Source organism: Celeribacter baekdonensis (genome assembly GCF_900102315.1).
GTDB classification, from domain to species: domain Bacteria; phylum Pseudomonadota; class Alphaproteobacteria; order Rhodobacterales; family Rhodobacteraceae; genus Celeribacter; species Celeribacter baekdonensis.
Genome location: NZ_FNBL01000018.1, coordinates 21161 through 46064 on the forward strand (window position 1 = coordinate 21161; position 24904 = coordinate 46064).

General features: G+C 58.8%; 24 protein-coding genes. 11 read left to right on the forward strand and 13 right to left on the reverse strand.

Annotated features, from left to right (window positions below; all coding sequences use genetic code 11):
- Positions 1–14 precede the first annotated feature (14 nt).
- The 6 genes from BLT54_RS19870 to BLT54_RS19895 all read right to left on the reverse strand — a co-directional run bounded on the left by BLT54_RS19870 (position 15) and on the right by BLT54_RS19895 (position 3690).
- Positions 15–623, reverse strand: coding sequence for a thiamine pyrophosphate-dependent enzyme (locus BLT54_RS19870; RefSeq protein WP_074647126.1), 609 nt, complete (start codon positions 621–623; stop codon positions 15–17).
- Positions 620–1120, reverse strand: coding sequence for a thiamine pyrophosphate-binding protein (locus BLT54_RS19875; RefSeq protein WP_009573984.1), 501 nt, complete (start codon positions 1118–1120; stop codon positions 620–622). The genes BLT54_RS19870 and BLT54_RS19875 overlap by 4 nt, the downstream gene beginning before the upstream one ends.
- Positions 1121–1221: 101 nt before the next feature.
- On the reverse strand, positions 1222–2145 hold the full coding sequence (locus tag BLT54_RS19880; protein ID WP_074647128.1) for a LysR family transcriptional regulator: 924 nt from the start codon (positions 2143–2145) through the stop codon (positions 1222–1224).
- A complete protein-coding gene (locus BLT54_RS19885) occupies positions 2145–2774 on the reverse strand; it encodes a glutathione S-transferase family protein (RefSeq protein ID WP_074647130.1) in 630 nt (209 codons plus the stop codon). Before BLT54_RS19885 ends, BLT54_RS19880 begins: the two co-directional genes overlap by 1 nt.
- A complete protein-coding gene (locus BLT54_RS19890; protein WP_074647132.1) occupies positions 2771–3430 on the reverse strand; it encodes a Rieske (2Fe-2S) protein in 660 nt (219 codons plus the stop codon). The genes BLT54_RS19885 and BLT54_RS19890 overlap by 4 nt, the downstream gene beginning before the upstream one ends.
- Positions 3427–3690 carry a hypothetical protein gene (locus BLT54_RS19895; RefSeq protein ID WP_074647134.1) on the reverse strand — a complete coding sequence of 88 codons (264 nt, stop codon included), beginning with the start codon at positions 3688–3690 and terminating at the stop codon, positions 3427–3429. Before BLT54_RS19895 ends, BLT54_RS19890 begins: the two co-directional genes overlap by 4 nt.
- Positions 3691–4050: 360 nt before the next feature.
- Between BLT54_RS19895 and BLT54_RS19900 the strand changes: the two genes are divergently transcribed.
- The 8 genes from BLT54_RS19900 (at position 4051) to BLT54_RS19935 (ending at position 13478) form a co-directional block, all read left to right on the forward strand.
- Positions 4051–5175, forward strand: a complete 1125-nt coding sequence (locus tag BLT54_RS19900) for a BMP family ABC transporter substrate-binding protein (RefSeq protein WP_074647136.1) — start codon at positions 4051–4053, stop codon at positions 5173–5175.
- Between the two features lie 3 nt (positions 5176–5178).
- The gene (locus tag BLT54_RS19905) at positions 5179–6750 is read left to right on the forward strand and encodes an ABC transporter ATP-binding protein (protein ID WP_074647138.1); all 1572 of its coding nucleotides are present in this window, start codon (positions 5179–5181) and stop codon (positions 6748–6750) included.
- Positions 6747–7814: an ABC transporter permease gene (locus BLT54_RS19910; protein ID WP_074647140.1), complete on the forward strand. Its 1068-nt coding sequence runs from the start codon at positions 6747–6749 to the stop codon at positions 7812–7814. The genes BLT54_RS19905 and BLT54_RS19910 overlap by 4 nt, the downstream gene beginning before the upstream one ends.
- Before the next feature lies 1 nt (position 7815).
- Complete coding sequence (locus BLT54_RS19915; protein WP_074647142.1) at positions 7816–8751, forward strand: ABC transporter permease; 936 nt, start codon at positions 7816–7818, stop codon at positions 8749–8751.
- A complete protein-coding gene (locus BLT54_RS19920) occupies positions 8748–10157 on the forward strand; it encodes an 8-oxoguanine deaminase (protein WP_074647144.1) in 1410 nt (469 codons plus the stop codon). Before BLT54_RS19915 ends, BLT54_RS19920 begins: the two co-directional genes overlap by 4 nt.
- Before the next feature lie 25 nt (positions 10158–10182).
- The gene (locus BLT54_RS19925; RefSeq protein ID WP_074647146.1) at positions 10183–11067 is read left to right on the forward strand and encodes an aromatic ring-hydroxylating oxygenase subunit alpha; all 885 of its coding nucleotides are present in this window, start codon (positions 10183–10185) and stop codon (positions 11065–11067) included.
- Positions 11064–12386, forward strand: a complete 1323-nt coding sequence (locus tag BLT54_RS19930) for an amidohydrolase family protein (RefSeq protein WP_074647148.1) — start codon at positions 11064–11066, stop codon at positions 12384–12386. The genes BLT54_RS19925 and BLT54_RS19930 overlap by 4 nt, the downstream gene beginning before the upstream one ends.
- Before the next feature lie 375 nt (positions 12387–12761).
- Positions 12762–13478, forward strand: a complete 717-nt coding sequence (locus tag BLT54_RS19935; protein ID WP_074647150.1) for a sugar transferase — start codon at positions 12762–12764, stop codon at positions 13476–13478.
- Between the two features lie 81 nt (positions 13479–13559).
- Here the strand turns inward: BLT54_RS19935 and BLT54_RS19940 are convergent, their stop codons facing one another.
- From BLT54_RS19940 to truA, 3 genes are all read right to left on the reverse strand, one after another.
- Positions 13560–15308, reverse strand: a complete 1749-nt coding sequence (locus BLT54_RS19940; RefSeq protein ID WP_074647152.1) for a sugar phosphorylase — start codon at positions 15306–15308, stop codon at positions 13560–13562.
- 194 nt (positions 15309–15502) lie between these two features.
- Positions 15503–15652, reverse strand: coding sequence for a hypothetical protein (locus BLT54_RS22690; protein WP_176832932.1), 150 nt, complete (start codon positions 15650–15652; stop codon positions 15503–15505).
- Between the two features lie 95 nt (positions 15653–15747).
- Positions 15748–16533 carry a tRNA pseudouridine(38-40) synthase TruA gene (truA, locus tag BLT54_RS19945; protein WP_074647154.1) on the reverse strand — a complete coding sequence of 262 codons (786 nt, stop codon included), beginning with the start codon at positions 16531–16533 and terminating at the stop codon, positions 15748–15750.
- Positions 16534–16639: 106 nt separating this feature from the next.
- Between truA and BLT54_RS19950 the strand changes: the two genes are divergently transcribed.
- Complete coding sequence (locus BLT54_RS19950; protein ID WP_074647157.1) at positions 16640–18043, forward strand: YcjX family GTP-binding protein; 1404 nt, start codon at positions 16640–16642, stop codon at positions 18041–18043.
- The gene (locus tag BLT54_RS19955; RefSeq protein ID WP_074647160.1) at positions 18040–19056 is read left to right on the forward strand and encodes a YcjF family protein; all 1017 of its coding nucleotides are present in this window, start codon (positions 18040–18042) and stop codon (positions 19054–19056) included. The genes BLT54_RS19950 and BLT54_RS19955 overlap by 4 nt, the downstream gene beginning before the upstream one ends.
- On the opposite strand, the gene BLT54_RS19960 is transcribed toward BLT54_RS19955, so the two are convergent.
- A complete protein-coding gene (locus tag BLT54_RS19960; RefSeq protein ID WP_074647162.1) occupies positions 19053–19484 on the reverse strand; it encodes a group III truncated hemoglobin in 432 nt (143 codons plus the stop codon). The two genes, BLT54_RS19955 and BLT54_RS19960, sit on opposite strands and share 4 nt — an antisense overlap.
- A gap of 266 nt (positions 19485–19750) precedes the next feature.
- Between BLT54_RS19960 and ileS the strand changes: the two genes are divergently transcribed.
- Positions 19751–22693 (forward strand): isoleucine--tRNA ligase, encoded by a 2943-nt coding sequence (ileS, locus tag BLT54_RS19965; RefSeq protein ID WP_074647164.1) that lies wholly within the window; start codon positions 19751–19753, stop codon positions 22691–22693.
- 123 nt (positions 22694–22816) lie between these two features.
- On the opposite strand, the gene BLT54_RS19970 is transcribed toward ileS, so the two are convergent.
- From BLT54_RS19970 to BLT54_RS19980, 3 genes are all read right to left on the reverse strand, one after another.
- A complete protein-coding gene (locus BLT54_RS19970; protein WP_074647166.1) occupies positions 22817–23050 on the reverse strand; it encodes a hypothetical protein in 234 nt (77 codons plus the stop codon).
- Positions 23051–23136: 86 nt separating this feature from the next.
- On the reverse strand, positions 23137–24075 hold the full coding sequence (locus tag BLT54_RS19975) for a tyrosine recombinase XerC (RefSeq protein WP_074647168.1): 939 nt from the start codon (positions 24073–24075) through the stop codon (positions 23137–23139).
- Entirely contained in the window at positions 24072–24794 is a 723-nt protein-coding gene (locus BLT54_RS19980; RefSeq protein ID WP_245708073.1) for a DUF484 family protein, read from the reverse strand. The genes BLT54_RS19975 and BLT54_RS19980 overlap by 4 nt, the downstream gene beginning before the upstream one ends.
- Between the last annotated feature and the right edge of the window lie 110 nt (positions 24795–24904).

A 24904-nucleotide genomic window follows, 5' to 3' on the forward strand; every position in this document is an offset into this window, starting at 1 on the left:
TGTCTTCCCGTGGGTCAGTTATGTTCAGAAGGGCCCATGATGGTGATCCCTTCGGTGGCTTCGACATGGCGCACAAAAATGTATTTGTCCTCGCGCCCGTCCGAATGTTTGCGCTTGATCTCGGGCTGAACGGTGCCCGCGACCTTGGCGACGACAATATAGGGGTCATCACTGGCCAAACCCGCTTCGCAATGGGCGTCGAATTCGTCCAAAGTGCGGGCGGTGTAGGCGTGTGTCACCCCCGCGCCGCGCGCAATGGCGGCCAGATCGACGGTGCCCGAGGCGGTGTGGGTTTTTGGCCCGCCGATGGATTGGTACATCTCATTGTCCCAGACCACGACAAACAGGTTTTTCGGTTTTTCATTGCCCAAAGTGGCCAGAATGCCGAGGTTGAACAACAGCCCGCCATCGGTGTCGAGCGAGATGATTTGACGCTCCGGCAGTCCCGCCGCCAGTCCAAAAGCCTGCGGCGTGACACAGCCCAATTGTTGCTGAAACAGCGAGGCGCTGCGCATATGCGGTGCGGCATTGTACCATTCGTCAACAGAGGCACCGAGTGAGAGCACCACCAATTCGTCGGAGAGGCGGGCGGCCAATTTTGTCATACACTCAAAGCGTTTCATCGCACGATACTCCCCGAGAGCGCCACGGCGGTGTGGTAATAAGACGAATAGGCCAGCTCATAGGCGTCAAAAATCGCCTGTTCGATCCGCTCCTCTTCGCGTTCGACCACATAGGGGATGCGCAGCGCTTGCAGCACCGGTTCCATGGTCACGCCATGCGGCACCGCCCACCAATTGTTTTCGCCCATATCGCCGCGATAGCTCATCAGCATCACAACCGGGATGCCCGCGCCCAATCCCATCCGCGCAAGCGGTTCAACAGAGGCGCGCAGACCGGAGTTTTCCATCACCAAGGCCGCGCGTTTGCCCGACAGGAACACACCGCCGCAAATGGCAGCACCTTCTCCTTCGTTGGTGACTTGGATGGTGCGAATATCCGGGTCGGCATCGAGCGCCGGATAGAGTTCTTTGAACAGCGAATCCGGCAGGTAACATACGATGCTCACACCCGCCCGTTTGAGCCCTCGGATCACCGCATCTACGGCGCTTTGCTGCATGTCGAACCTCCAAATATCACGCGTCACACTCAACTTGTCAGAGTGGCTATGTTCCGAAAAGACGATGATTTCTCAACGAGATGTTCGTCTGAACGCAACACTTAGGATTTGAGTCCCTCCATGGTGGAGGTGAGCGAGGCGGAGAGCGCCAAGGCGGCCTCAGAGGCTTCGCCTTTGGGGCGGGCAATGAGCGACAGGCGGCGCAGGCCAAGGCCCGCATCCGCGAGCGGGATGAAGACAAGATGGCCGCGGGTGATCTCATTTTGCACGCCAAGCCGGGTCTGAAGGATCGTGCCCAGCCCGCGAATGGCCAGATCAATCATCAGGCCGATGGAATTGGTCCGGGCGCGGCGGGAAAATTCCACGAAAGAGCCGGAAAACATCTGTTCGACCGAACTGCCGAGCGTCAAAGAGGCGTCCGAGAGGATCACCCGCTCACCGGCCAATTCATAGGCTTTTATGGGCCGATTTTCTTTGGTCAGGGCACTTCCGGGTGGCACCAACACCCCCAAGGGCAGGGCAACAGAGCCCAAACGGCGGGCATTGCGCGGCACCCGCACGTCAAAGGCCAAGGCCAAATCCGCCTCGCCCTGATTGACCAAATCCACGGCCTCCTGTGAGCCGGTGACACGGACATCGACGCTGATTTCGGGATGGCGCACCCAAAATCCGGCCAACACTTCGGGCAAAAGCCCGCGTGCGGCACTTTCGATCACCGCCAGGGTCACGGTGCCCCGGCGCAACCCATGCAGGTCGTTGATCTCGGTCAGCGCCCGGTTCATTTCGCCGGTCGATTGGCCGATGTGATAGGCCAAAAGTTCGCCCGCTGAGGTCAGTTTCAGCCGTTGTTTGGTGCGTTCAAACAGCGGTGTGTCGAGGTCCTCTTCGAGCTGTTTGATGGTGCGCGAGATCGAGGAGGGCGCCACATTGAGCGACAGCGCCGCCTGCCGGATCGACCCCAGCCGCGCCACCAACATAAAGTGGTGGACGCGCGAGGACACGAGGCCGAGCCGGTGCAGATCCATCAGTGGTAATCCGGGATGCCGGGCATGACGATAAAGCCCGGTGTGGCGCGCACCCGCCGTGCCCAAAGCCGCAGGGCGGGAAAAGCGTCATGGTCAATATTGCAATCGCGGCTGAGCGCAAAGGCGGGGAATAGCGCAAGATCGGCCAGCGTGATCTCTGCCCCGGCGAAAAAGCCCAGACCTTTGACGTCCTGCGCGCTCATGTGATCCTCCATGATCCGCAGCAAAGCGCGGGTCTGGGCAAGGGTTGCGGGGCCATCACCGGGCACATCCATGATCGAAATCGCGCGGGCGGTGGTGGCAACCGACAGGTCATGTTCTGCGAAAAACAGCCAATCCGTCATCTGTGCCAGTTCGGACGTATCCGTCGGCAAAAGCCGCTTTTGCGGGTCCAATCCCGCCAAATAGAGCAAAATCGCCCCGGTTTGGCGCAGGGTTGCCTCCGCCGTTTCCAAGATCGGCAAGCGCCCCAAAGGGTTCAGCGTCAGATAGGGCGGGGAGACCTGTTCCATGCCGGGGAACATATCGACATTGCGCAATTCCACCGAAAGGTCGCAACAGGAGGCCACAAGCCGCACGCGGTAGCAGGCGTCATCCAGATCATAATTGTGCAAGACAAGCTGGGTCATTGGGCGGTCTCTTTGAGGGGGGCTTCTACATCGCGGCGCAGGGTGGCGAGTTGGTCGAGCAGGCTGAGGCGGATCGCGGTGGGCGTGTCTGAGGGCAGGGTGATGTGCAGCGCCGAATGGTCGGCGTCTATGCTGTGCAGGCCGAGGGTCGGCCGGGTCTCTCCCAACGTGGCGGTGATCAGCGATCCGGTCTGCGTGACCTGTAAGGCCAAGGTGTGCAACCCGGCCAAGACCGCATCCAGAGGCGCGTCGATATAGAGGCTGCGCAGCCCGTCCATCTCGGGCGCGTTTGGTCCGACCTCGGGCATCTCGCCCAAAGGCAATGCGGTCCAGATCATGCCGCCCGCCTCCGCCACCGCATAGCGGGTGACGCAGATTGACGGTGGCACCTCCAAATCCGGATGCGCCGGAATGTAGCGGCAGGTGCCAGTCTCGTCATATTCCCAGCCGTGATAGAGGCAGGCGATGTGATCGCCGCGCACAAAGCCAAAGCTCATTTTCATGCCGCGATGGGGACAACGGTCCTCCCACGCGTGCGCTTTGCCGCCGGTGTCGCGCCAAACCACGATCTCCGCGCCATGCACCGCCGTGCCCGCCGATGTGCCGGGGGCAATACAGCGTGACAGGGCGATCGGCACCCATCCAGTTTCACTCATGTCTCTTCTCCTTTGGCGGGGTTGTCCGCCTGTCGTGTGACCTCGTGGACGATGCAATCCTGTGGCCCGAGGCTGAGCGCCATTTCAAACGCATCCACCAAATCGCGCTGTCCAATCACCCGCAATTTCGCAACTGCATCATTTTGCATCACAGTTGAGAGGGTGATGGACAATCTTGAGGCACGGTGTTGCGCAAACTCGGCAAAACTCTCGCGTGGAATCTGTCCCGTAAAGGTGAATGTCACGCGGTCAATCTGCATGTCTCTGTGCTTTCATCATTCGATAAAACCCCTTTTTATAAGAAAAATGGCGATCTTGGCGGGGGTGTTCGCCGCAGTTAGGCGTGGAAAATTTAGGCCGTCAAGTGTTGTGCTACACGCAACATATGTATCGAAATTTTACGACTATTCACGGTTACAGCACTCTGGAAACGTGGCCCTGCACATGCGATGTGGCCGCCCCACATTCGTGACCTTGGCGACGGATCGTCCGGGCGCAAGGCGGTTCAGGCGCTCTCTCCCCGCAGAGGGCGAAGCGCCGCGCACCTTTCATAGCGTGTCCCTGGCCAAAGCCGGATGGGACATTTCAAAAGCGTTCAAACAGCCAAGAGGACCTCTTAGATGATCTCCACCAAATCCCTGTCCCGCCGTGGGTTTCTCAATATGGGCGCCGCTGCCGGGGCCAGTTTGATCCTGCCGAAAACCGGGGTGATCAAACCCGCCTATGCGGCTGGCCCTTTGGCACCCGTGGCCGAAGCTGACGCGCATATCGCATTCGGTCACACTGGGCCGACGTCCGACGAAGGCTGGACCTGGGCGCATGACCAAGGGATGAAAGCGGTCGAAGCCGCCTTCCCGGCGCTGCGCACCTCCTATGTCGAGTCGATCCCCTATTCGGCCGATGCCACCCGGATTTTCCGCCAATTCGTCGCTGACGATGCCTGCATGGTCTTTGCCACCTCGAACTATGGTGATTTCTTGTACGACGTTGCCAAACGCGCCCCCGACGTGGCGTTTTACGAATGCGATGGCCGCAATCCGATGGACAATTTGGGCACCTATTATGTCGCCCATTGGTATCCGTCCTATGTCGCCGGGATCGCGGCAGGGGCGATGTCGAAAACCGGCAAGCTGGGCTATGTTGCCTCCTTCCCGGTGCCCTCGGTCTATTCCGGCACCAATGCGTTCCTCATGGGCGCGCGCACGGTCAACCCGGAGGCCACGCTGCAATCCATCGTCATCAACAGCTGGTTTGATCCGCAGGCCGCGACCCAAGCCGGTGTGGCGCTGATTGATGCGGGTTGTGATGTGTTGTTTGGGATCATGGATGAGGCCGGTTACCTTCAGGTCGCCGAAGAACGGGGTGCCAAGGCCGTGATGTGGAACACCGATCTGCGGCGCTATGGTCCAAATGCCTATATCTCCTCGATCATGGTCGATTTTGGCCCATGGTATGTCGAACAGGTGCGTCGCCGTTTGGCGGGCGAATGGACGCCGACCTATGACCTCTTGCCCTTTGGGGCCGGTGTGGATGTGGATGCTTGGGGCGAAACCGTTCCGGCCGATGTCGCGGCCAAGGCGGATGCGGTCAAGGCCTCGATCCTGGATGGGTCGTTCAACCCGTTCATGGGCGAGATCAAAGACTCCAAAGGCACCATCAAAGTCGCCGCAGGTCAGACCATGACGGAGGAAGAGCTTTACCATTGGAATTGGTCGATCGAAGGGGTTTCCGGTCTGGACAGCTGATCCATGAGCGAGGATTCGATCCAACAGCGTCTCGGGCTTGCCTCCGGGACGCCCCCTTTGGTCGCCCTCAAAGGCGTGTCCAAATATTTCCCCGGCGTGGTCGCCAATGAGGACGTGGATCTTGCGGTGTACCCCGGCGAGATCCACGCGCTTTTGGGCGAAAACGGTGCCGGGAAATCGACGCTGATGAATATGTTGACCGGCATCTATCACATGGATGCGGGCGAGATCATCATGGACGGGGAAAGCCGCCGCTTTGCCTCGCCGCTTGATGCCATCGCCGCCGGGATTGGCATGGTGCATCAGCATTTCAAATTGGTCAAAGCCTTCACCGTGGCCGAAAACATTCACCTTGGTTGGAACGCCACCCCGGCGCGGATTTCGCGCAAGGCGCTGGAAGAGCGGACCATGAATTTGGCCGACACGCTTGGCCTTGCGGTCAAGCCGGGGGCGGTTGTTGCCGATCTGTCAACGGGCGAACAACAACGGGTCGAAATCCTGCGGGTGTTGGCGCGCGATGCCAAAGTCCTGATCCTTGATGAACCCACCGCCGTGTTGACCCCCTCGGAGGCACGCGACCTGTTTGCGGCGCTTAGGGCCTTTGTGGCGCGGGGCAATGCGGTGATTTTCATCTCGCATAAACTCGACGAGGTGATGGAGATTTCCAACCGGGTGAGCATTTTGCGCGCGGGTCGCAAGGTCGCGACCGAATGGACGACGGACTGTTCCGAAAAATCATTGGCGCAATTGATGGTTGGGCGCGAAATCGTCTTTAACGACATGCGCGGCGATGGCGGCGCACGCAAGATTGGCGTGCCGATGGTGACGCTTGAAGATGTCACGCTGAGCTCTGAGTATGGCACAGTGTTGAAAAACGTCTCGCTCTCGGTGCGCGCCGGAGAAATCCTTGGCATCGCTGGGGTTGCGGGCAATGGTCAGCGCGAATTGACCTATGTGTTGAGCGGGCTTGTCGCGCCCTCCAAGGGCACGGTTACACTGGATGGCGAAGATGTCGGACGCGCTGGCGCGCGGGCCTTTGCGCAAAAGGGCGTGGGTCATATTCCCGAAGATCGGCTTTATGCCGGGATGGCACCAACCCTGTCGATCACCGACAATGCGGTGCTGCGCGAATATACGATGCCGCCGCTGTCAAACGGGCCGTGGTATGCGCCGCGTCGTGCCCTCGCCTTGGCGTGCGAGATCGCCAAGATTGCCGGGGTGATGGTGCCGGATTTTGCCATGCCTGCGCGCAACCTGTCGGGCGGCAACCAACAGCGCCTGGTCGCGCGGCGCGAAATGCGCATTGCCGATAAGGTGCTGATCGCGGCCTACCCGTCACGCGGGCTTGATGTCGGCGCGATCAACACGATGATGCGCTATTTCGTTGAGATGCGGGACCGTGGCGTCGCCGTGGTGTTGATCTCCGAGGAGCTGGAAGAAGTGCTGAACCTCGCCGATCGGATTGCGGTGATGTTTCATGGCGAGATTATGGGCGTGGTTGCGGCCCAAGGCGCAGATATCGAACAGATCGGCCTGATGATGGGCGGACAAAGACAACAGGGACAGGCCGCATGAGCTACCGTTTGCAACGTATGCCGGTCGCGGCCCCAAGCGTGTTGTTCGCCGCGCGGGTGCTGTCGGTGATCTTGGCGCTTTTGACCGCCGCCGTCGTGTTGGCCCTGTCCGGCAAAGACCCGGTGGCGCTGGGCGGCAAGGTGTTGTCGTCGACCTTCGGGTCAAGTTTTGGACTTGAGGATTTGAGCCTGTTGTTTTCGCCATTGCTCTATTGTGGTCTCGCGGTCGCGGTCGGCCTGCGCATCGGTGCGTGGAACATTGGGGCGGAGGGGCAATTCAACCTTGGGGCCTTTGCCGCCACAGGTGTGGCACTGTTCGTGCCGGGCCCGACCTGGCTTTTGGTGCCTTTGATGGCGCTCACTGGCATGGCGGGCGGAGCGCTTTGGATCCTGATCCCGACATTGGCCAAAGCCTATGCGGATGTGTCTGAGTTGATCACCACGCTGTTGATGAATTTCGTCGCACTTTTGTTGGTCTATTGGGTCGCCACCGGCCCTTGGCTTGATCCGTCGGGCATGGCTTTGGCGACCACAGCGCGGCTGTCTGTTTCGGTGCCCTATGTCTGGGGGATCGTGCATTGGGGGCTGCCTGTGGCGCTGATGCTCGCGATCGGTTTGGCCGTGATGTTTGCCTATACGCGCTGGGGCTATGAGGTGCGCATCGGGGGGGGCAATCCGGGTGCTGCCGCCTATGCCGGGATGCCGGTACAGCGTCATGTGATCATCGTCATGTTGATGTCGGGCGCCATCGCCGGGCTTGGTGGTATGATGGAAGTGGCCGGAACGGTCGGGCGGCTTCAGGGCGGGATTTCCAACAATTACGGCTATCTGGGCATTATGGTCGCGGTTCTGGCCCGCGCCGCCCCTTTGGGTGTGATTGCCACGGCGTTTTTCATGGCGGTGATCCTGAATGGCGGGATCGTTTTGCAATCTCAGGGCCTTACCACGCATACGGTTTTGGCCGTCACCGGGCTGATCCTGTTTTACGCCGCCATCGCCGACGAGGTCGCGCGCTATAGGTTGATCCCCACGACTGGAAAAGTCACACCCAAAGGAGCGCGCTGACATGGATATTCTCGCAGGTCTGATCCAAACCGCCTTTTTGGCCGGGGGCGTCTTGGCGCTGGCCGCATTGGGCGAGGTTTTGGCCGAACGTGTTGGCGTGGTGAACCTTGGCGTCGAAGGCCTGATTGCATTGGGCGCGATGTCAGCGGTGGCCACGGTGGTGGTCACGCCGCACCCTTGGTTGGGCTTTTTGGTTGCCATGGGCGTGGGGTTGATTGCGGGGATGATTTTTGCCACCGCCACGGTGATCATCCGCGCCAATCAGGTTCTGTGCGGCTTGGCACTCACCTATATGGGGATGGGCTTGGCCGCCACCTTGGGCAAACCGATTTCTGGCTCGCCCGCACCCGCGACCTTTCAGGACATCCATATCCCGATCCTGTCCGATCTGCCGTTTTTTGGCCGCGCGTTCTTTAGCCATTCGCTTTTGGTCTATCTGATCTTCCTCGTGTTGCCTGTGGCTCTGCAGGTTTTGATGTTTCACACCCGTCATGGCCTCAACATGCGCGCCGTGGGCGAAAACCCGGCGGCGGCAGATGCGGCGGGGATTTCGGTGATGAAAATGCGATTTTGGTATGTCTCTTTCGGCGCGGCTTTGGCGGCAGGGGCAGGAGGCTATCTGACCTTGGTCTTTGTCCCAAGCTGGTCCGAGGGCGTTGTCGCAGGGCGCGGCTGGATCGCCGTCGCCTTGGTGATTTTCGCCGGATTTCGCCCGATCAACGCCGTGCTGGCCGGGCTATTGTTCGGTTTTGTCACCGCCTTGGGCTTTGTCGGCCAGGCGCATAATTGGCCGATTGCGTCCTCCATCCTCTCGATGTTGCCCTATCTGGGCACCATGGCATTGATGATCGTGCCTGTTCTGGCATGGCAACGGATGCGCCGCCTGATGGCCGCACCCGAAGGCCTCACCACCCCCTATTTCCGAGATCAAAGATGAGCACAACCTTCCTTAAAAACATCTCCTATCTGGCCACGTTTGATGACGGGTATGGCGAGGTCGGGCGCGAAATGACGGATGGCGGCGTGCTGATCCGGGACAATGTGATCGTCGCGGTCGGGCCGATGTCGGAGTTTGTCGATGTGGTGGCGGACCGGGTGTTGGATCTGTCCGACCATGTGGTGATGCCGGGGATGATCAATACCCATCATCATTTCTACCAAAACCTCACGCGGGTGATGGTTCAGGATGACGAACTCTTCGTCTGGCTCAAAACCCTCTATCCGATCTGGGCAAAACTCGATGATCGGGCGATGGAAACCGCTTCGCGCATGGCCATGGCCGAGTTGATCATAAGCGGCTGTACCACCTCTTCGGATCACCAATATATCATGCCCAATGATTGCACCTTGGACACGCCCATTCGGGTGGCCCAAGAGATGGGTCTGCGCTTTCATGCGGCGCGGGGCGCGATGAGTCGGGGCGAGAGTAAAGGCGGTCTGCCGCCCGACAGTTGCGTGGAGGAGGAAGAGGCGATCCTGATGGATGCCGAACGCCTGATCCACCGCTATCACGACATGTCGGATTACGCGATGACGCGGATTGTTTTGGCGCCCTGTTCGGCCTTTTCCGTCACCCAAGGCTTGATGAAAGACGCGGCGCGATTGGCACGGATGCATCCCGGTGTGCAGCTGCATTCGCATATCGCCGAGGTGCTGAGCGAAGAGGAATATTGCATCGCCACCTACGGCATGCGTTCGGTCGCCTATGCCGAAAGCTGTGAGTGGCTCGGTCCCGATGTGTGGTTTGCCCATGCGATTTTCCTCAATGACGCCGAGATCAAAACCTTTGCCGAGACCGGCACCGGAGCCACCTTTTGTCCCTCCGCCCATATGCGCTGCGGCCTTGGCATCATGCGGGCGCGCGAGATGTTGGACGCGGGCGTGACGGTGGGTTTGGGCGTCGACGGGTCGGCCTCAAATGACACCTCCAACATGTTCATGGAGGCGCGCATGGCGCAATATTTGCAACGGGTCGCGCCGGACCGCTACCTGTCCGAGGCCCCCGGTGGGCGGGGCGGATTTGGCGGCACACCGGGGGCACTGTCGGCGCGCGAGGCGCTTTGGATGGCGACGCGGGCGGGGGCGAAACTTTTGGGGCGCGACGACATTGGGCAATTGGCCCCCGGCAAATCCGCCGATATCATCGCAATCAAACGCACGCGGCTTGGCCTTGCGGGCACCCAGCGCGATCCTTTGGCTGCCCTTGTGATGTGCGGTCCGTTTGAGGTTGATCATTCCTTCATCAATGGGGTGCAGATCATTGACCAAGGTGCCTTCACGCGTCTGGACGTGGCGGCCGCTTTGGCCGATCATGCCGCAACGATGGATCGTATTTACGCCTGAGCCCAAATTTTAAAGGATGCATAAAATGGCGACAGAGACAGATGGGTCGGTGCTGGACCCCGCCACGCTCGATCAATGGTATTGCATTCAAAATCTGGCCGAAATCCCGCCCTCCGGGCTGACGACCCGGCTTTTGGGTCAGGATATTTTCATCACCGGCGGGGCGGCTGCGATGGCGCGCTGTGGGGATAGGGAATTGCCCGTGCGACTGCGATACGGCTATCTTTGGGTCACATTGGGCGCGCCCAACACCGATGTGCCGCATATCTCAGAGGCGGATGAACTGGATCGCCGCTATGTCCCTTGCGGCGCGGTGAAGGTGAAATCCTCGGCCCCGCGTGTGATCGAGAATTTTCTGGATATGGCGCATTTTCCCTTTGTGCATACCGACATTCTTGGGTCCGAAGAACATTCGGAGGTCGAGACATACAAATGCGAAATCCGCCGCGATGTGGATGAGGTCTGGGCCACCGATTGCGTCTTTACCCAACCGCAGGCTGCCAAATCCGCAAGCGGCGCGATCCGCACCGATTATATCTACCGTATCACCACGCCGTTTACCGTGTTGCTGTATAAAACCTGTCCAATGTCTGAAACGCGCTGGGATGTGATTTGCCTGTTCGTGCAACCGATGGAGCCGGGCCTGTGTCGCGCACATCCGGTGATGTTCTTGCTGGATGAGACCAGCACGGATGCCGATCTGATCGGGTTTCAACAGGTGATCTTTCTGCAAGACCGGATCATTTTGGAAAACCAACGCCCGCGCCTGTTGCCGTTAGAGCCGCGGTTTGAGACCCCAACCCGCGCCGATGCCTCCTCCATCGCTTATCGGCGTTGGTTGAAAGAAAAGGGCTGTGTTTACGGTACAACTTTGGGGCCGGCGGATACATTTACCGTCACTGCGGCATGAAGGATCTGCGCGGACAAAAGGTTTTGGTCTCGGGCTATCATGCGCCGAACCAAGGCACAGTTGAGGGCTTTGAAAACGCCGTTCTGACATTGGATGACGCGGGGCGCATTGTGGGTTTTGAGCCGGACGGCGATCCGACCGGGGCGACGATCCTGCCCTCGGGCTGGTTGATCCTGCCGGGCTTTGTCGATCTGCATGTCCACGCGCCGCAATACGCGCAACTTGGCACCGCCCTTGATGTGCCGCTCGAAGAGTGGCTGCAAACCTACACTTTCCCGCTTGAGGCGCGGTTTTCCGATCTCGCGTTTGCCAAAGAGGTCTACAGCGCTCTGATTGACGATATGCTTGCCCTTGGCACCACCACCGCGCTGCATTTTGCCACCGTTCATGTCCCCGCCACCACGCTTTTGGCCGATCTTTGTCTGGCCAAAGGACAGCGCGCGTTGATTGGCAAAGTGGCGATGGATGACCCGGATCAATGCCCGCCTGAGTATCGCGATCCCTCCGCCGAAGACGCGATTGCGGGCACGCGCGCGGTGATTGAGTATATCAACGCCATGCCCGGCAATGACGGGATGGTGCATCCGGTGGTGACGCCGCGCTTTGTGCCGTCTTGTACCGATGCGTGTCTTTCGGGCCTTGGCGCTTTGGCGCAGGAGACCGGCACGCGGGTGCAAAGCCATGTGTCAGAAAGCGATTGGGAACATGACTATGTCCGTGCCCGAACAGGGCGCTCTGATGTAGAGGCGCTGGCGGACCATGGTCTTATGGTGCCACATTCGGTCTTTGCCCATGGCACGCATTTGTCCTCCTCTGACATGGACCTGATGATTGCGCATCAGGCGGGGGTGGCCCATTGTCCGCTGTCCAATGCCTATTTCTCCGGGGCGGTCTTTCCGCTGCGCGCCGCCTTGGAACGCGGTCTCAATGTCGGGCTTGGCTCGGATATGTCCGGCGGGCCTGTGGCCTCGATCTGGGAGACGGCGCGGATGGCGATTGCGTCATCTAGACTGTTGGAAAGCGGTGTGGACGCCGCTGTTGTGCCTGAGGCGCGGGGCCGGGGCGCGGCGCGGATTGATTTTCGCACCGCCTTTTATCTGGCGACACGCGGCGGGGCCAAGGCGCTTGGCCTGCCGGTTGGGAGTTTTGAGCCGGGGATGAAGTTTGATGCCATTGCCATTGACCCGAAAGCCGCCAAGGGTACGATCCGGCTTTGGCCCGGTTACGACGGTGATCTGGTGTTGGAAAAGCTGCTTTATTCCACCTCGCGCGCCAATATTGCCACGGTCTGGGTCGATGGTTTGCGCCGCGTTGGGTAGCGCACCGTAGAGAAAGGCTGTGGCCTTGGTCAAACGCAGGCATGTGGTGTTGACGAAATCCGCTTAGGCTAAGTCGTTTGTGTCATTTTTACGTCACGTTACATTCACAAATTAAGGTTGACTTTTTACGCTTTTGATTCGGGTAAGGTTTTACGTAGTTTTGAAATATTTTTGTTCGTACTCTGCTTGAAAAATACGCGCAGCTTATTGTGCAAGTGCAGAAAAGGCTCGTTTTTAAAGGATAAATTTGAGTCCCAAACAATTCTAAGCAAGTTTCACGGAAATGACGTCCTTAATAATGTATGAAGAAATGGTCAGCCATTTGGGGGGATTCGAGGCGGCGAGCGTTTCGCCGTTCAAGGGTCCGTAAATATTATGTTGGATACGTCAAACAGTTCTCTGCGCTCACCCGTGCTCGCAGCCACCGCGACGAGAGCGGATCACTACATCTCTCAGGAGACCGCGCAACCCACAAGAATATTCTATCGAAAATATGGCAAACGCATCTTTGATATGCTGCTGCTTTTGATCGCGGCGCCGATCATTGTGCCCGTGGTCTTGGTTTTGGCTCTCTTGGTCAAACGCGACGGTGGCCCAGCGTTTTTTACGCAAAAGCGGGTGGGTATGAATGGTAAAGTGTTTAAATGCTACAAGCTGCGCAGCATGCGTGTGGACGCTGAAGAGGTGCTTGAGCGGCTGTGTCGCGAAGACCCTGCCGTGGCCGAAGAATGGACCACCTTTCAAAAGCTCACCAATGACCCCCGGATCACCCGGATCGGTCATATCATCCGCGCCACAAGCCTGGATGAGTTGCCACAGCTTTTGAACGTGTTCCGGGGGGATATGAGCCTGATCGGTCCGCGTCCGTTCATGCCGTCGCAAATGTCGATCTATACCTCGGCGAAAGGCAAAGCCTATTTTAACATGCGTCCGGGTCTCTCTGGGCCTTGGCAAGTGTCGGGGCGTGGTGAAACCACTTTTGCCGACCGCGTTGCTTTTGATGAGGGCTATGAGCGCGATTTGAGCTTTGCGACCGACGTGAAATTGACATGGAAAACCTTTGCTGTGGTTCTCAACCGCACAGGTCACTGACACCGCACAGCGGACCGTGAGTGTTTGAAAAGGCCGGGCGCTGATGCGTCCGGCCTTTTGTTGGTTCATTGTCTTGCGCCCTCACTTGAGGTTGGAAATCCAACGGCTTTGATAGGGTGCAAAACGGATATTTGGCACGGAGAGGTCAATCTTTTCGCCAGAAAGCAAATCATACCAATCCTCGCCCTCGATCAGGTTGATCGAAATATGCGGAATTTCGGCATCATGGCTGGTCAGGTTGTTGATGGCGAAAATGGATTGATCGCGGGCCGGGGATTGCCGCCAGATGCCAAAGAACGCATCGCCAAGCTGCATGGTGAACTGTGTCGCATTCGGGTGAAACGCCTTTTGTGCGGTGCGAATACTGATCCGGTCCTTGAGCGCGGCCAGAACTTGGGCGTTGAGGCTTTCGGGATCATCAAGCAGGGCGCGCAGCTCCGGGTAATCCCAGCGGTGGCGGTTGATCGCCCGGTTGACCCCGGTTTTCTCGACGCCCGCGTGGTCATTATGGGTCGCCAAAAGCGAATGAATGTAAAAGGCTGGCACACCCTCAAGCGCCATCACGATGCTCTGCGAACAGATAAACCGCGCCACCTGAAGCCCGTCCTCACCCGCCTCAATCGTGCCTTTAAGCGCATCGAAATAAGTGATGTTCAACTCATAGGGCTTTTGCGATCCATCGGCCAAAGCCCGCATCGACACCAAGCCACCCGCATCGCGCACACATTGGATCATCTGATCCAATTCGTCATTGGACAAAAGCCCCTCCGCCCCGCGCACGCCGATCCCGTCATGCGACGCCGAGAAGTTGAGATAGGCACAGCCCAATTGCGCCGGCGGCATCCGCATCAGCCATTGGTTGAGGTGTAATGAGTTGCCCGACAACAGCGCATGCAACAGCAGCGGCGGCAGCGAGAAGTTATAGATCATATGCGCTTCGTTGCGGTTGCCGAAATAGCTCAGGTTTTCCGCATTGGGCACATTGGTTTCTGTCATCAAAACCACGCGCTCTTCGGCATAATCGCACAGCAGTCGCATCAACCGCACGATGGCGTGGGTTTGCGGCAGGTGGATACAATTGGTGCCGAGCTCTTTCCAAACAAAGGCCACCGCGTCCAACCGAATGATCCGCACCCCATTGTCTATGTGCAGCCGCATGATCCGTAGAAATTCCAACAAGACCTCGGGATTGTGGAAATCCACGTCGATCTGGTCGTGGCTGAAGGTGCACCAGACATGTTTGGGACCATTCGCCGTCATCACTTCGCGCAGCAATGGCGAGGTGCGCGGGCGCACCACCTCGGAGAGATCATCGTCCGGCGAGGCCTCAACGAAAAACGTGTCATAGGGCGCGTGGCCCTGACGGTACTCTGAAAACCAGGTCGAGAGCGAGGAGACATGGTTGAGCACCAGATCGGACATCAAACGAAATTCTTCGCCGATCCGCTGAATATCGGTCCAATCGCCCAGTTGACTGTTGACCAAACGGTAGTCGGTGACCGCAAAGCCATCGTCAGAGGTGAAGGGGAAAAACGGCAGGATGTGCACGCCCTTGATCACACCGCGCAGATAGCGGTTTAGGAAATCACGCAACAAATCCAATGGTTTGTGTTGTCCATCGACCAATGTGTTGCCGTAGGTGATGACCAATGTGTCGGTCTCATTCCACAGGTTGTGTCCCGGCGCGCGGGCGCGTGAGCGATACCCGGAGCCTTCGGGCCAAAAGGCCGCAGTGATCTGTTGGCTCAACGCTTTCGCATCGAGATCGGGATAGATTTGTTCAATAAGTCCGCACAGGCGCGTACTGAATTGCGAAGACGGTTTGGCCATGGGCGTCCCCTTCTCTGTTTGCTTTCCTTGGGGTAGATCAAACCACTTGCGTAGGTTCAATGCAGCAGAGGCCAAAGCGACAGTTTCCTGAACAAAAACGGAGCGCTTTGCGTGGGGATGTTGAAAATTCGCCTAAAAATGCGGCGAACGAAACGGTTTCGGTAAATTCCGACCCGTTTTGGGGATATTTTGCCTTAAACGCGGTCCCCGATGAGCGTGTCGATCAACCAGCCACCCGGCCCAGCAATCCGGTCCGGCAATGCCACGATCATCACTTCGCGGATCGCGATCGTGGTCATAATAGCCAAAGCCAACTGATCAAAGGTGATGGCGGTGATATCCATGACAAGGCTCCTTCATACGACAAGACGACAAAAAACGTGCTGACAGGTGAATCGGGCCGAAATGGGGCAGGGTTGGGGCGGCTTTTCGACGTCGCTTAGGTGGGCGTGGCGGAGGATGCAAACGGATCATCCGCGTAACCGACCCCCATCAGATACAATCCCTGTGGCGGACAGACCGGCCCACAGGCGGCGCGGTCACGGGCCTCAAGCGCCGTCGTGACATCCTCAGGCGTCCACGATCCCGCGCCAACGCGTTCCAATGTCCCGACAAAAGACCGCACTTGATTGTGCAAAAAGGAGCGCGCCCGCAGGTAAAACCGATACTCGGTCCCATAGGGGATCACATGCTCTTCGACCCGAAATTCATCCAATGTTTTCACAGGGCTATCAGCCTGACACATGGTCGAGCGAAAGGTGGTGAAATCATGCAGGCCAATCAGACGATCCGCCCCCGCCTGCATCAGATCACGGTCGAGCGGATGGTTGATGTGCCAGGCCTTGCCCGCCTCATGCACCAAGGGCGCGCGCCGGGAAATCAGCCGAAACATATAGCGCCGCTCATGAGCCGAAAACCGGGCATGCCAGTCATCATCGACCCGTGCGGCTTGCAAAATCGCCACAGGCGCGGGTTTGAGGTGATGATTGAGTGCTTCTGACAATCGAAACGGGTCCCATTCTTTCGTCATATCGCAATGCGCGACCTGACCCGAGGCATGAACCCCCGCATCCGTGCGCCCCGCCGCGCCGATCCCCGGACAGTCGGCTTCCAATTTGCGCAACGCCTCTTCCACCGCCTGCTGAACCGAGGGGTGTTCCTTTTGACGCTGCCAGCCGGAAAAAGGCGCGCCGTTGTATTCGATCAAGAGGGCATATCTGGGCATAACGCGCGTTTACCCCGGCACGGGGAAGGCGTCCAGCCTTTCTCCCTTTTAACCCTGACCGCTCATGCTTATCTTAATGCCATAAACATATGAGAAGGGGCGGGATTTGATCCTGAACGATATTGCAGACCGGATTTTCCGGGGCGTTGAAACGGTTCAGGACGGCGTTCATGAGGCGCTGTTTGAGCCCGTGGTGCGGCTGGGCGTCACCGGCCTGTCGCGGGCGGGCAAGACCGTGTTCATCACCTCGCTCGTCGCCAATCTTTTGGACCGGGGCCGGATGCCGCAATTTGGTCCGGGCACCGCAATCACCGCCGCTTATTTGCAACCGCAACCCGACGACACCGTGCCGCGGTTTGACTATGAAACCCATCTTGCCGCCCTCACGGCGCCTGTGCCGCAGTGGCCCGAAAGCACCCGCGCCATCTCCGAGCTGCGCCTGTCGTTCAAAGTGCGCCCAGCTGGGCTTTTGGGCTCTCTGTCTGGCCCACGCACCGTGCATCTCGATATTGTCGATTATCCCGGCGAGTGGCTTTTGGATCTTGGTCTGATGGAAAAGAGCTTTGCCGAGTGGTCCGCCGAGGCGTTGACCGCCGCCACTGCGCGTCCAGAGGGCGCGGGGTTTGCCGAGGCCTTGGCGGCATTTGACCCAACCACAAAACATGCAGAACCGGAGGCCAAAAAACTGGCGCAAAGTTTCACCGCCTATCTGCAAGCGGCGCGGGCGGCGGGGTATTCCGATTGCACGCCGGGGCGGTTTTTATTGCCCGGTGAATTGGACGGATCACCGGTTTTGACCTTTGCGCCGCTGCCCATGGGCGAGGCCCCGCGCGGATCAATGTCGCGGGAATTTGAGCGTCGGTTTGAGGCCTATAAACGCGAGGTGGTGAAACCGTTTTTCCGCGACCATTTCGCCAAAATTGATCGTCAGATCGTATTGGTCGATGCGTTGGGCGCGATCCATTCCGGCCCGAAAGCGGTCGAAGACCTGCGCCGGACATTGGCGGATATTCTGGCCGCGTTTCGTCCCGGTCGTGTTGGGCGTATCCTGTCGCTTTTGGGGCAAAAACGGGTCAGTAGAATCCTGTTTGCCGCCACGAAGGCCGACCACATCCATCATGCGCAACACCCGCGCCTGACCGCGATCATGGAGGCGCTGGTGCGCGATGCCCGCGACCGGGCAGATTATGCCGGGGCGGGCACGATGGCCATGTCCATTGCCGCATTGCGCGCCACGGTTGAGGAAACCGTCACCCACGACGGCAAGCCTTTGGATTGTGTGCGCGGCCTGACGGAAAGCGGAAAACAGGCGGCGTTTTACCCCGGAGAACTGCCCGAAGACCCAAGCCATATTCTTGCCCCCGCGCGCCAAGGGGCGCAAAATTGGTTGGATGGCGAATATGAAATCATGCGATTTCAACCCGCGCGCCTGACCCTGCGCCCCGGCGAAGGCCCGCCGCATATCCGGCTTGATCGCGCCGCTGATTTCTTGATTGGAGATAAGTTATGACAGAGGCCCCCGCCTCACATTCGCGCAAAGGCCCGGTCATGATCGAGATTGACGATGCGCCCGCGCACACGCCGTCCACCGCCGATCCGGTGCCGGACCTTGCCCCGCTTGCGCGCCCGGCGGCGATGGAGCGGATGGCCGTTTTGGCCACGCGCCGGCCTTCGGCTTTGGCGCGGTGGTTTTGGCGGTTGTTCGCGGCACTGTTCACCTTTGTGATCTCATTCGCCGCCTATGATTTCATTCTGCGCCTGATCGAACGCAACGCAATTTTGGGCTATGTCGCCTTGGCGTTGACCGGGGCGTTTGTGGCGGTCTTGGCCGCGATCGCGTTGAAAGAACTGGCCGCCTTTGCCCGGCTCAAACGCATCGACACGCTGCACAAAGCCGCCGCAGAGGCGGCCACCCGTCATGATTTACAGGCGGCCAAGGCGGTCACGGATCGGCTTTTAACGCTTTATGCCCACCGCCCCGAGATCAATTGGGGCAAAGATCGTTTTAATGAACGCAAAGGCGAAGTCTTTGATGCGGATGGGCTTTTGGGCTTGGCGGAAGTTGAACTTCTTGCGCCTTTGGACGCCGCCGCCCGCCGCGAGGTCGAAGTCGCCGCGCGCCAGGTGGCGACCGTTACGGCGCTTGTGCCGCTCGCGTTGGCGGACGTCTTCGCTGCGCTCACCTCAAACCTGCGGATGATCCGGCGGATCGCGGAGATTTACGGCGGGCGCTCGGGCACCTTGGGGTCTTGGCGGGTGACGAAATCCGTTTTGACCCATTTGGTTGCGACCGGGGCCGTGGCTGTGGGCGATGATTTGATCGGCACCATGGCGGGGGGCGGCGTTTTGTCGAAAGTCTCGCGCCGCTTTGGCGAGGGCGTGGTCAACGGCGCGCTGACCGCCCGCGTCGGCGTTGCCGCGATTGAGGTCTGTCGCCCGCTGCCGTTCACCAAAGGTACCAAGCCCTCCGTCTCCGGCACGGTCAAACGCGCTTTGACCGGGTTGTTCAACAAAGAGGGTTAGAACAATTTCGGTGGCGCGTCTTTGGCTTGGTCGCGTTGCACGATCCCCATACGAAACGCCCGGCCGATGCGGTGGGCAATTTCTGACCATTTCGCCGCTGTTTCTGTGTCAAGCTCTGCGGTGAGCGCCTCGTCAAACAGGCCGAGCCACAGGGCGAAATGATGTTCTTTTACCTCCGGGGCCATCAAATGCACCCGTTGAGGAAACCCGTCATATTTCCGTTCATGCAGGATCGCATTGCGCCAAAACCGACCGATTTTCTCCTCATGCGCAGGCCAGTCTTTGACATGAGCACCAAACACCGCGCCCAGTTCAGGGTGGCGGCGCACATTGGCGTAAAACCGGGTCAAAACGCGGTCCATATCGTCATGCGAGATGTCGAATTTCGGGGGCAGGGCGGAGCGTGTTTCATCTGTGCGGTTGGACATCTGAACCTCTGAGTATAAGCCCGCCGATCTTGCGCGGATTTTAAGTGAGCTGCAATGCGGCAAAGGCGCAGGCAAGTGTGCTTGCCCAAGCGCCGCCCCCCGCCTATAAGGCGGATATGACATTCATGGCTGCCCTGATTATTCGAATTAGCAGCCCGGCGCTCTGATCCACTGAGCCGCCGGGACAAGGCGTATGGTGACCCGCGCCGCCCTTCGATCGCCCCAATGATCCCAATGATCCATGCCATTCCCCAAGGACTTCCGATATGTGTTCCGAGACGACCACGCCCGAGTATAAAGACACGCTCAATCTGCCCAAAACCGACTTTCCGATGCGCGCGGGATTGCCCAAACGCGAACCCGATTGGTTGGCGCGCTGGGAGGAGATGGGCCTCTACCAACGCCTGCGTGAAAAGGGCAAAGCCGAGGGCCGCCCCTCTTTCGTGCTGCACGATGGCCCTCCCTATGCCAACGGTCATTTGCACATCGGCCATGCGTTGAACAAAACCATCAAAGACATCATCACGCGCTCGCACCAAATGATGGGCTTTGACGCGCGCTATGTGCCGGGTTGGGATTGTCACGGCCTGCCGATTGAATGGAAGATCGAGGAAAAATACCGCCAAAAAGGCAAGAATAAAGACGACGTGCCTGTGATTGATTTCCGCCAGGAATGCCGCGCTTTTGCCGACGAGTGGGTGAACATCCAGCGCGAAGAATTCAAACGCCTGGGCGTTTATGGCAACTGGGACGATCCCTATTTGACGATGAATTTCCATGCCGAGGCGGTGATTGCCGACGAGTTCATGAAATTCTTGATGAACGGCACGTTGTATCAGGGCTCCAAGCCCGTGATGTGGTCGCCGGTGGAGAAAACCGCGCTGGCGGAGGCTGAGATCGAGTATCACGATCACAAGTCGCATACGATTTGGGTGCCGTTTGCTGTTCGATCCGCTGACGAATTTGCAAATACAGGGGCGTGCATGAACACGGACTTGCTATCGGCCCGCGTCGTCATCTGGACCACGACCCCTTGGACCATCCCGTCGAACAAGGCCGTCGCCTATAACCCGAAAATCAACTACGGCCTCTACGAGGTGAAAGCCACTGAGGACGAAAGCTGGACCGCCCCCGGCGAGCTTTATGTCTTTGCCGATGCTTTGGCAGAGGACGCGTTGGGCAAATCCCGTGTGACCGAGTTCACCCGTGTGCGCGATGTCACCTCCGAAGAGCTTGGCGGGCTGACTTTGGCGCATCCTTTCGCGGGGATCGAAGGCGCGGACGGCTTCTGGGACTATGACGTCCCGATGATTGACGGTGATCATGTCACGGCGGATGCCGGTACGGGCTTTGTCCACACCGCGCCGAGCCACGGTGCCGACGACTACGACTGTTTCGTCAAACGCAACTGGATCGACCGGATGACCCATAACGTGGGCGAAGAATCCGAGTTCCTGCCGCATGTGCCGTTCTTCGCCGGGCTGACCGTGTTCGATCAAAAGGGCAAAGAGGGCAAAGCCAACGGGGCCGTGATCGCGAAACTCGTTGAGGCGGGTGGCATCATCGCGCGCGGGCGGGTGACCCACTCTTACCCGCATTCGTGGCGCTCGAAAGCCCCGATCATTTTCCGCAATACGCCGCAATGGTTTGCCGCTGTGGATCGCAAACTCGACGATGGCATGGGCGAATATGGCGACACCATCCGCGAACGTGCGCTGCGCTCCATCGACGAACTGGTCAAATGGACGCCTGTAAGCGGCCGCAACCGGCTCTATTCGATGATCGAAAGCCGCCCGGATTGGGTGCTCTCGCGTCAACGCGCGTGGGGTGTGCCGCTGACCTGTTTCACCAAAAAAGATGCGCTGCCGACCGACCCCGATTTCTTGTTGAAAAACGCCGATCTGAACGCCCGCATCAAAGCCGCGTTCGACGCAAACGGCGCGGATGTTTGGTATGAGGATGGGTTCAAGGAGAAGATGCTCGATGGCATCGCCGACCCGGACGCCTATGACCAAGTGTTCGACGTGTTGGACGTGTGGTTTGATTCTGGCTCAACCCATGCGTTTGTGCTGCGCGACCGCGAAGACGGCACGCCCGATGGCATCGCGGATGTCTATATGGAGGGCACTGACCAACACCGTGGGTGGTTCCATTCGTCCTTGTTGCAGGCCTGTGGCACCAAGGGCCGTGCGCCCTATAAAAACGTTGTAACACATGGGTTTACCTTGGATGAGAAGGGCATGAAAATGTCCAAATCCTTGGGTAATACCATTGTGCCCGAGACCATCGTCAAACAATATGGTGCCGATATTTTGCGCCTTTGGGTGGCGCAGGCGGATTACACCGCGGACCAACGCATTGGGCCGGAAATCCTGAAAGGTGTGGCCGACAGCTACCGCCGTTTGCGCAACACCATGCGGTATATGTTGGGCTCGCTGAATGATTTCACCGAGGCGGATCGTGTCGATGTGGCGGATATGCCCGAGCTTGAGCGTTGGGTGTTGCACCGTTTGGCTCAGCTCGATCAGACCGTGCGCGAAGGCTATCGGACGTTTGATTTCTCCGGTGTTTGGACCGCGGTGTTCAACTTTGCCACCGTCGATCTCTCGGCCTTCTATTTCGACATTCGCAAAGATGCGCTCTATTGCGATGGCGACACTGCGCGCCGCCGCGCTGCGCGTACCGTGTTGGACATTCTCTATCACCGCCTGACCACATGGCTCGCTCCGATCCTGACCTTCACCATGGAAGAGGTCTGGTTGGAACGCTTCCCGGGCGCGGACAGTTCGGTGCATATGGTCGATTTCCCGGAAACCACTTCTGGCTGGTTGGATGGCGATTTGGCGGCGAAATGGGCCGACATCCGCAAAGCGCGCCGTGTCGTCACCGCCGCCTTGGAAATCCAACGTCAGGACAAGATGATCGGGGCATCTTTGGAGGCGGCGCCCACCGTGCATGTTGAGGATGCGGGCATACTTGCCGCGCTCAAATCCATTGATTTTGCCGATCTTTGCATCACCTCCGCGCTGACGCTGACCCAAGATGCTGCTCCGTCTGAGGCGTTCCGCCTTGGTGAGGTCGAGGGGGTTGGGGTTGTGTTTGAAAAGGCTGAGGGCGAGAAATGTCAACGTTGCTGGAAAATCCTGCCTGACGTTGGCACGCACAGCCATGCGGGTGTTTGTGCGCGTTGTGATGAGGCGCTGGGATAACCTAAGGCGTTGATCTAAATTGTTTAAAAGGGCACTCGATTGGGTGCCCTTTTTGTTGTGCCAAGGTGGTGTCGTTCAAGAATGCGCTCGCCCGTGCACTCTTTGATGGGGATTTAAGGGCGGTCATCCCGCGTCTTTCAACCCGTCCTCAACCCAGCGCCATTCTTCCTCGGTCAAAAGCCCATCCCTGTCCTTGTCATAATCGGCCAAAGCCCGCGACAGTTGCGCCAAGAAATCCTCTTGGGTGATGCGGCTGATCACGGCCACTTCGCGCAACTCCGGGCCGCTCTTTGTCAAAGGCGGTGCGGACGATCCGTCGGGGCTTTGGGAGAAAAACGTCGACACTTTGTCTGTCATGTACCATCCCCTTTTCGCTGTGACAGTCTTGGGCTGAACTGTCCCTCAGTCTAAAGCAGGGAAGATGAACAAAAGGTGGAGGAGGTTCAAGATAAGTCGATTTTTGCGCGCGGATGGGCGGCCTCGTACACTTGCAACAGACGCGCCGTATCCACAGCCGTGTAGGCCTGAGTTGTGGATAGGGAGGCATGGCCCAAAAGCTCCTGAATCGCCCGTAAATCCCCGCCTGCGCTCAGCAAATGGGTGGCAAAAGAATGGCGCATCGCGTGGGGTGTCACGCTTGAGGGCAGGCCAAGCTGCATCCGCGCGGCCTCGGTGACCTTTGAAATCAAACGCGGATTGAGTGGCCCGCCGCGTTTGCCGCGAAACAGGGGGGCTTTCGCCGCCAGTTCGTGTGGGCACACTCGGATGTATTCCGCAACGGCACGCCGCGCTATGGGCAAGACCGGCACAATCCGTTCTTTGTTGCCTTTCCCGATGATGCGGATCACCTCGCCCATTGGCACATCTGCGCCGGTGAGCGACAGCGCCTCGGAAATCCGCAAGCCACAGCCGTAAAGCAAAGTCATCACCGCCACATCGCGCGCCGTGATCCATGGTTCATCTGATTGCAATTCGACCGTCGAGAGCAACGACTGCGCCGCCTCAACGGTCAAGGGGCGGGGCAGTTTGCGTTGGAATTTCGGTGAGCGGGTGGACAGAATCGCGGTGGCATCAAACCCGTCGCGTTCGGCCAAAAAGCGGGTGAAGGTTTTCACCGCAGACAGCGCACGGGCCAGCGAGCGAGGGGCGACGCCGCGCCCGCGTTCATGTGCCATCCACGCGCGCATATCGGTCAATGTCAGTGTGCTGAGACGGGTGGGACCAAACCCTCCGCCCAGATGATTGGCCAGAAAGGCAAGCCAGCCGGTGACGTCATGGGTATAGGCGGTGATCGTGTGCTCAGAGGCATTTTTGAGCGCGCGTTCGCGATCAAGCCAGTCGGAGAGCGTCTCCCGCATCCCGTCTGTGAGTGCGAGACTCATCCGAGCCAGCGGCGCATCATGCGTTCGAATACGCCCGAGAAAAAGTTTAACAAATCCGTGCCCTGCGCCGGGCGGAACATATGCGGGTCTTCGGAGCCGAAAATCAACAGGCCGGGCAGGCGGCCCGCACCAAGGTCGAGTTTCATCAAGGCTTCGCAATGGATATAGCCCGCCGAGGTGCCGTAAATCAGGTCCGCCTCGGGCGAGACCTGCCGCAAGGTGACGGGCCGCACGGGGATGTTGCGGCCAAAGGTGACATAGGTGTCGATGAACCCCGGTTCGGCGGTGATCAACACATTGCCCAGTTTTTTGACGGCGGGATCGGCGTCTTCGACCTTGGTTTCCAACAAAAGCCGCACCGCATCGACGCGTAGTGTGTTGGCGACATCGCCCGACAATGCGGTGAGAAATGATTTGAAATCAGCAGGTTCCAACAGGCGCAACACGGCGCGGTGGATTTGGTTGGTGCCGGCAAGGTTTTCATAAGCGGCGGCAATCACCCCGCGATGCGTATCCTCTAAGCGATCCAGCCGATCCTCAAGCCGCTCCATGGCGATGCCGCGCAAATCCACGATATTGTCACCCGAGGTGCGTTCATTGGCGGCGATGAGCGCGCGCATCACGTCCAGATCGTCTAAAATCATATCCGGATCGGAAATAATTTTTTCGCGCAGGTCTTCAGCCATCGGCGACATCGCTCGGGGGAGTCGGGTGCTCATACTGCCTCTTTCGTTACCGCCGGTTTCCGGTCGTTGACTCCATTATGCCCAGCAAAGCAGTCCGGTTCAAGTCGCTTGGGGCCCCCGCGCGCATCTCTTCTGAACTGTGG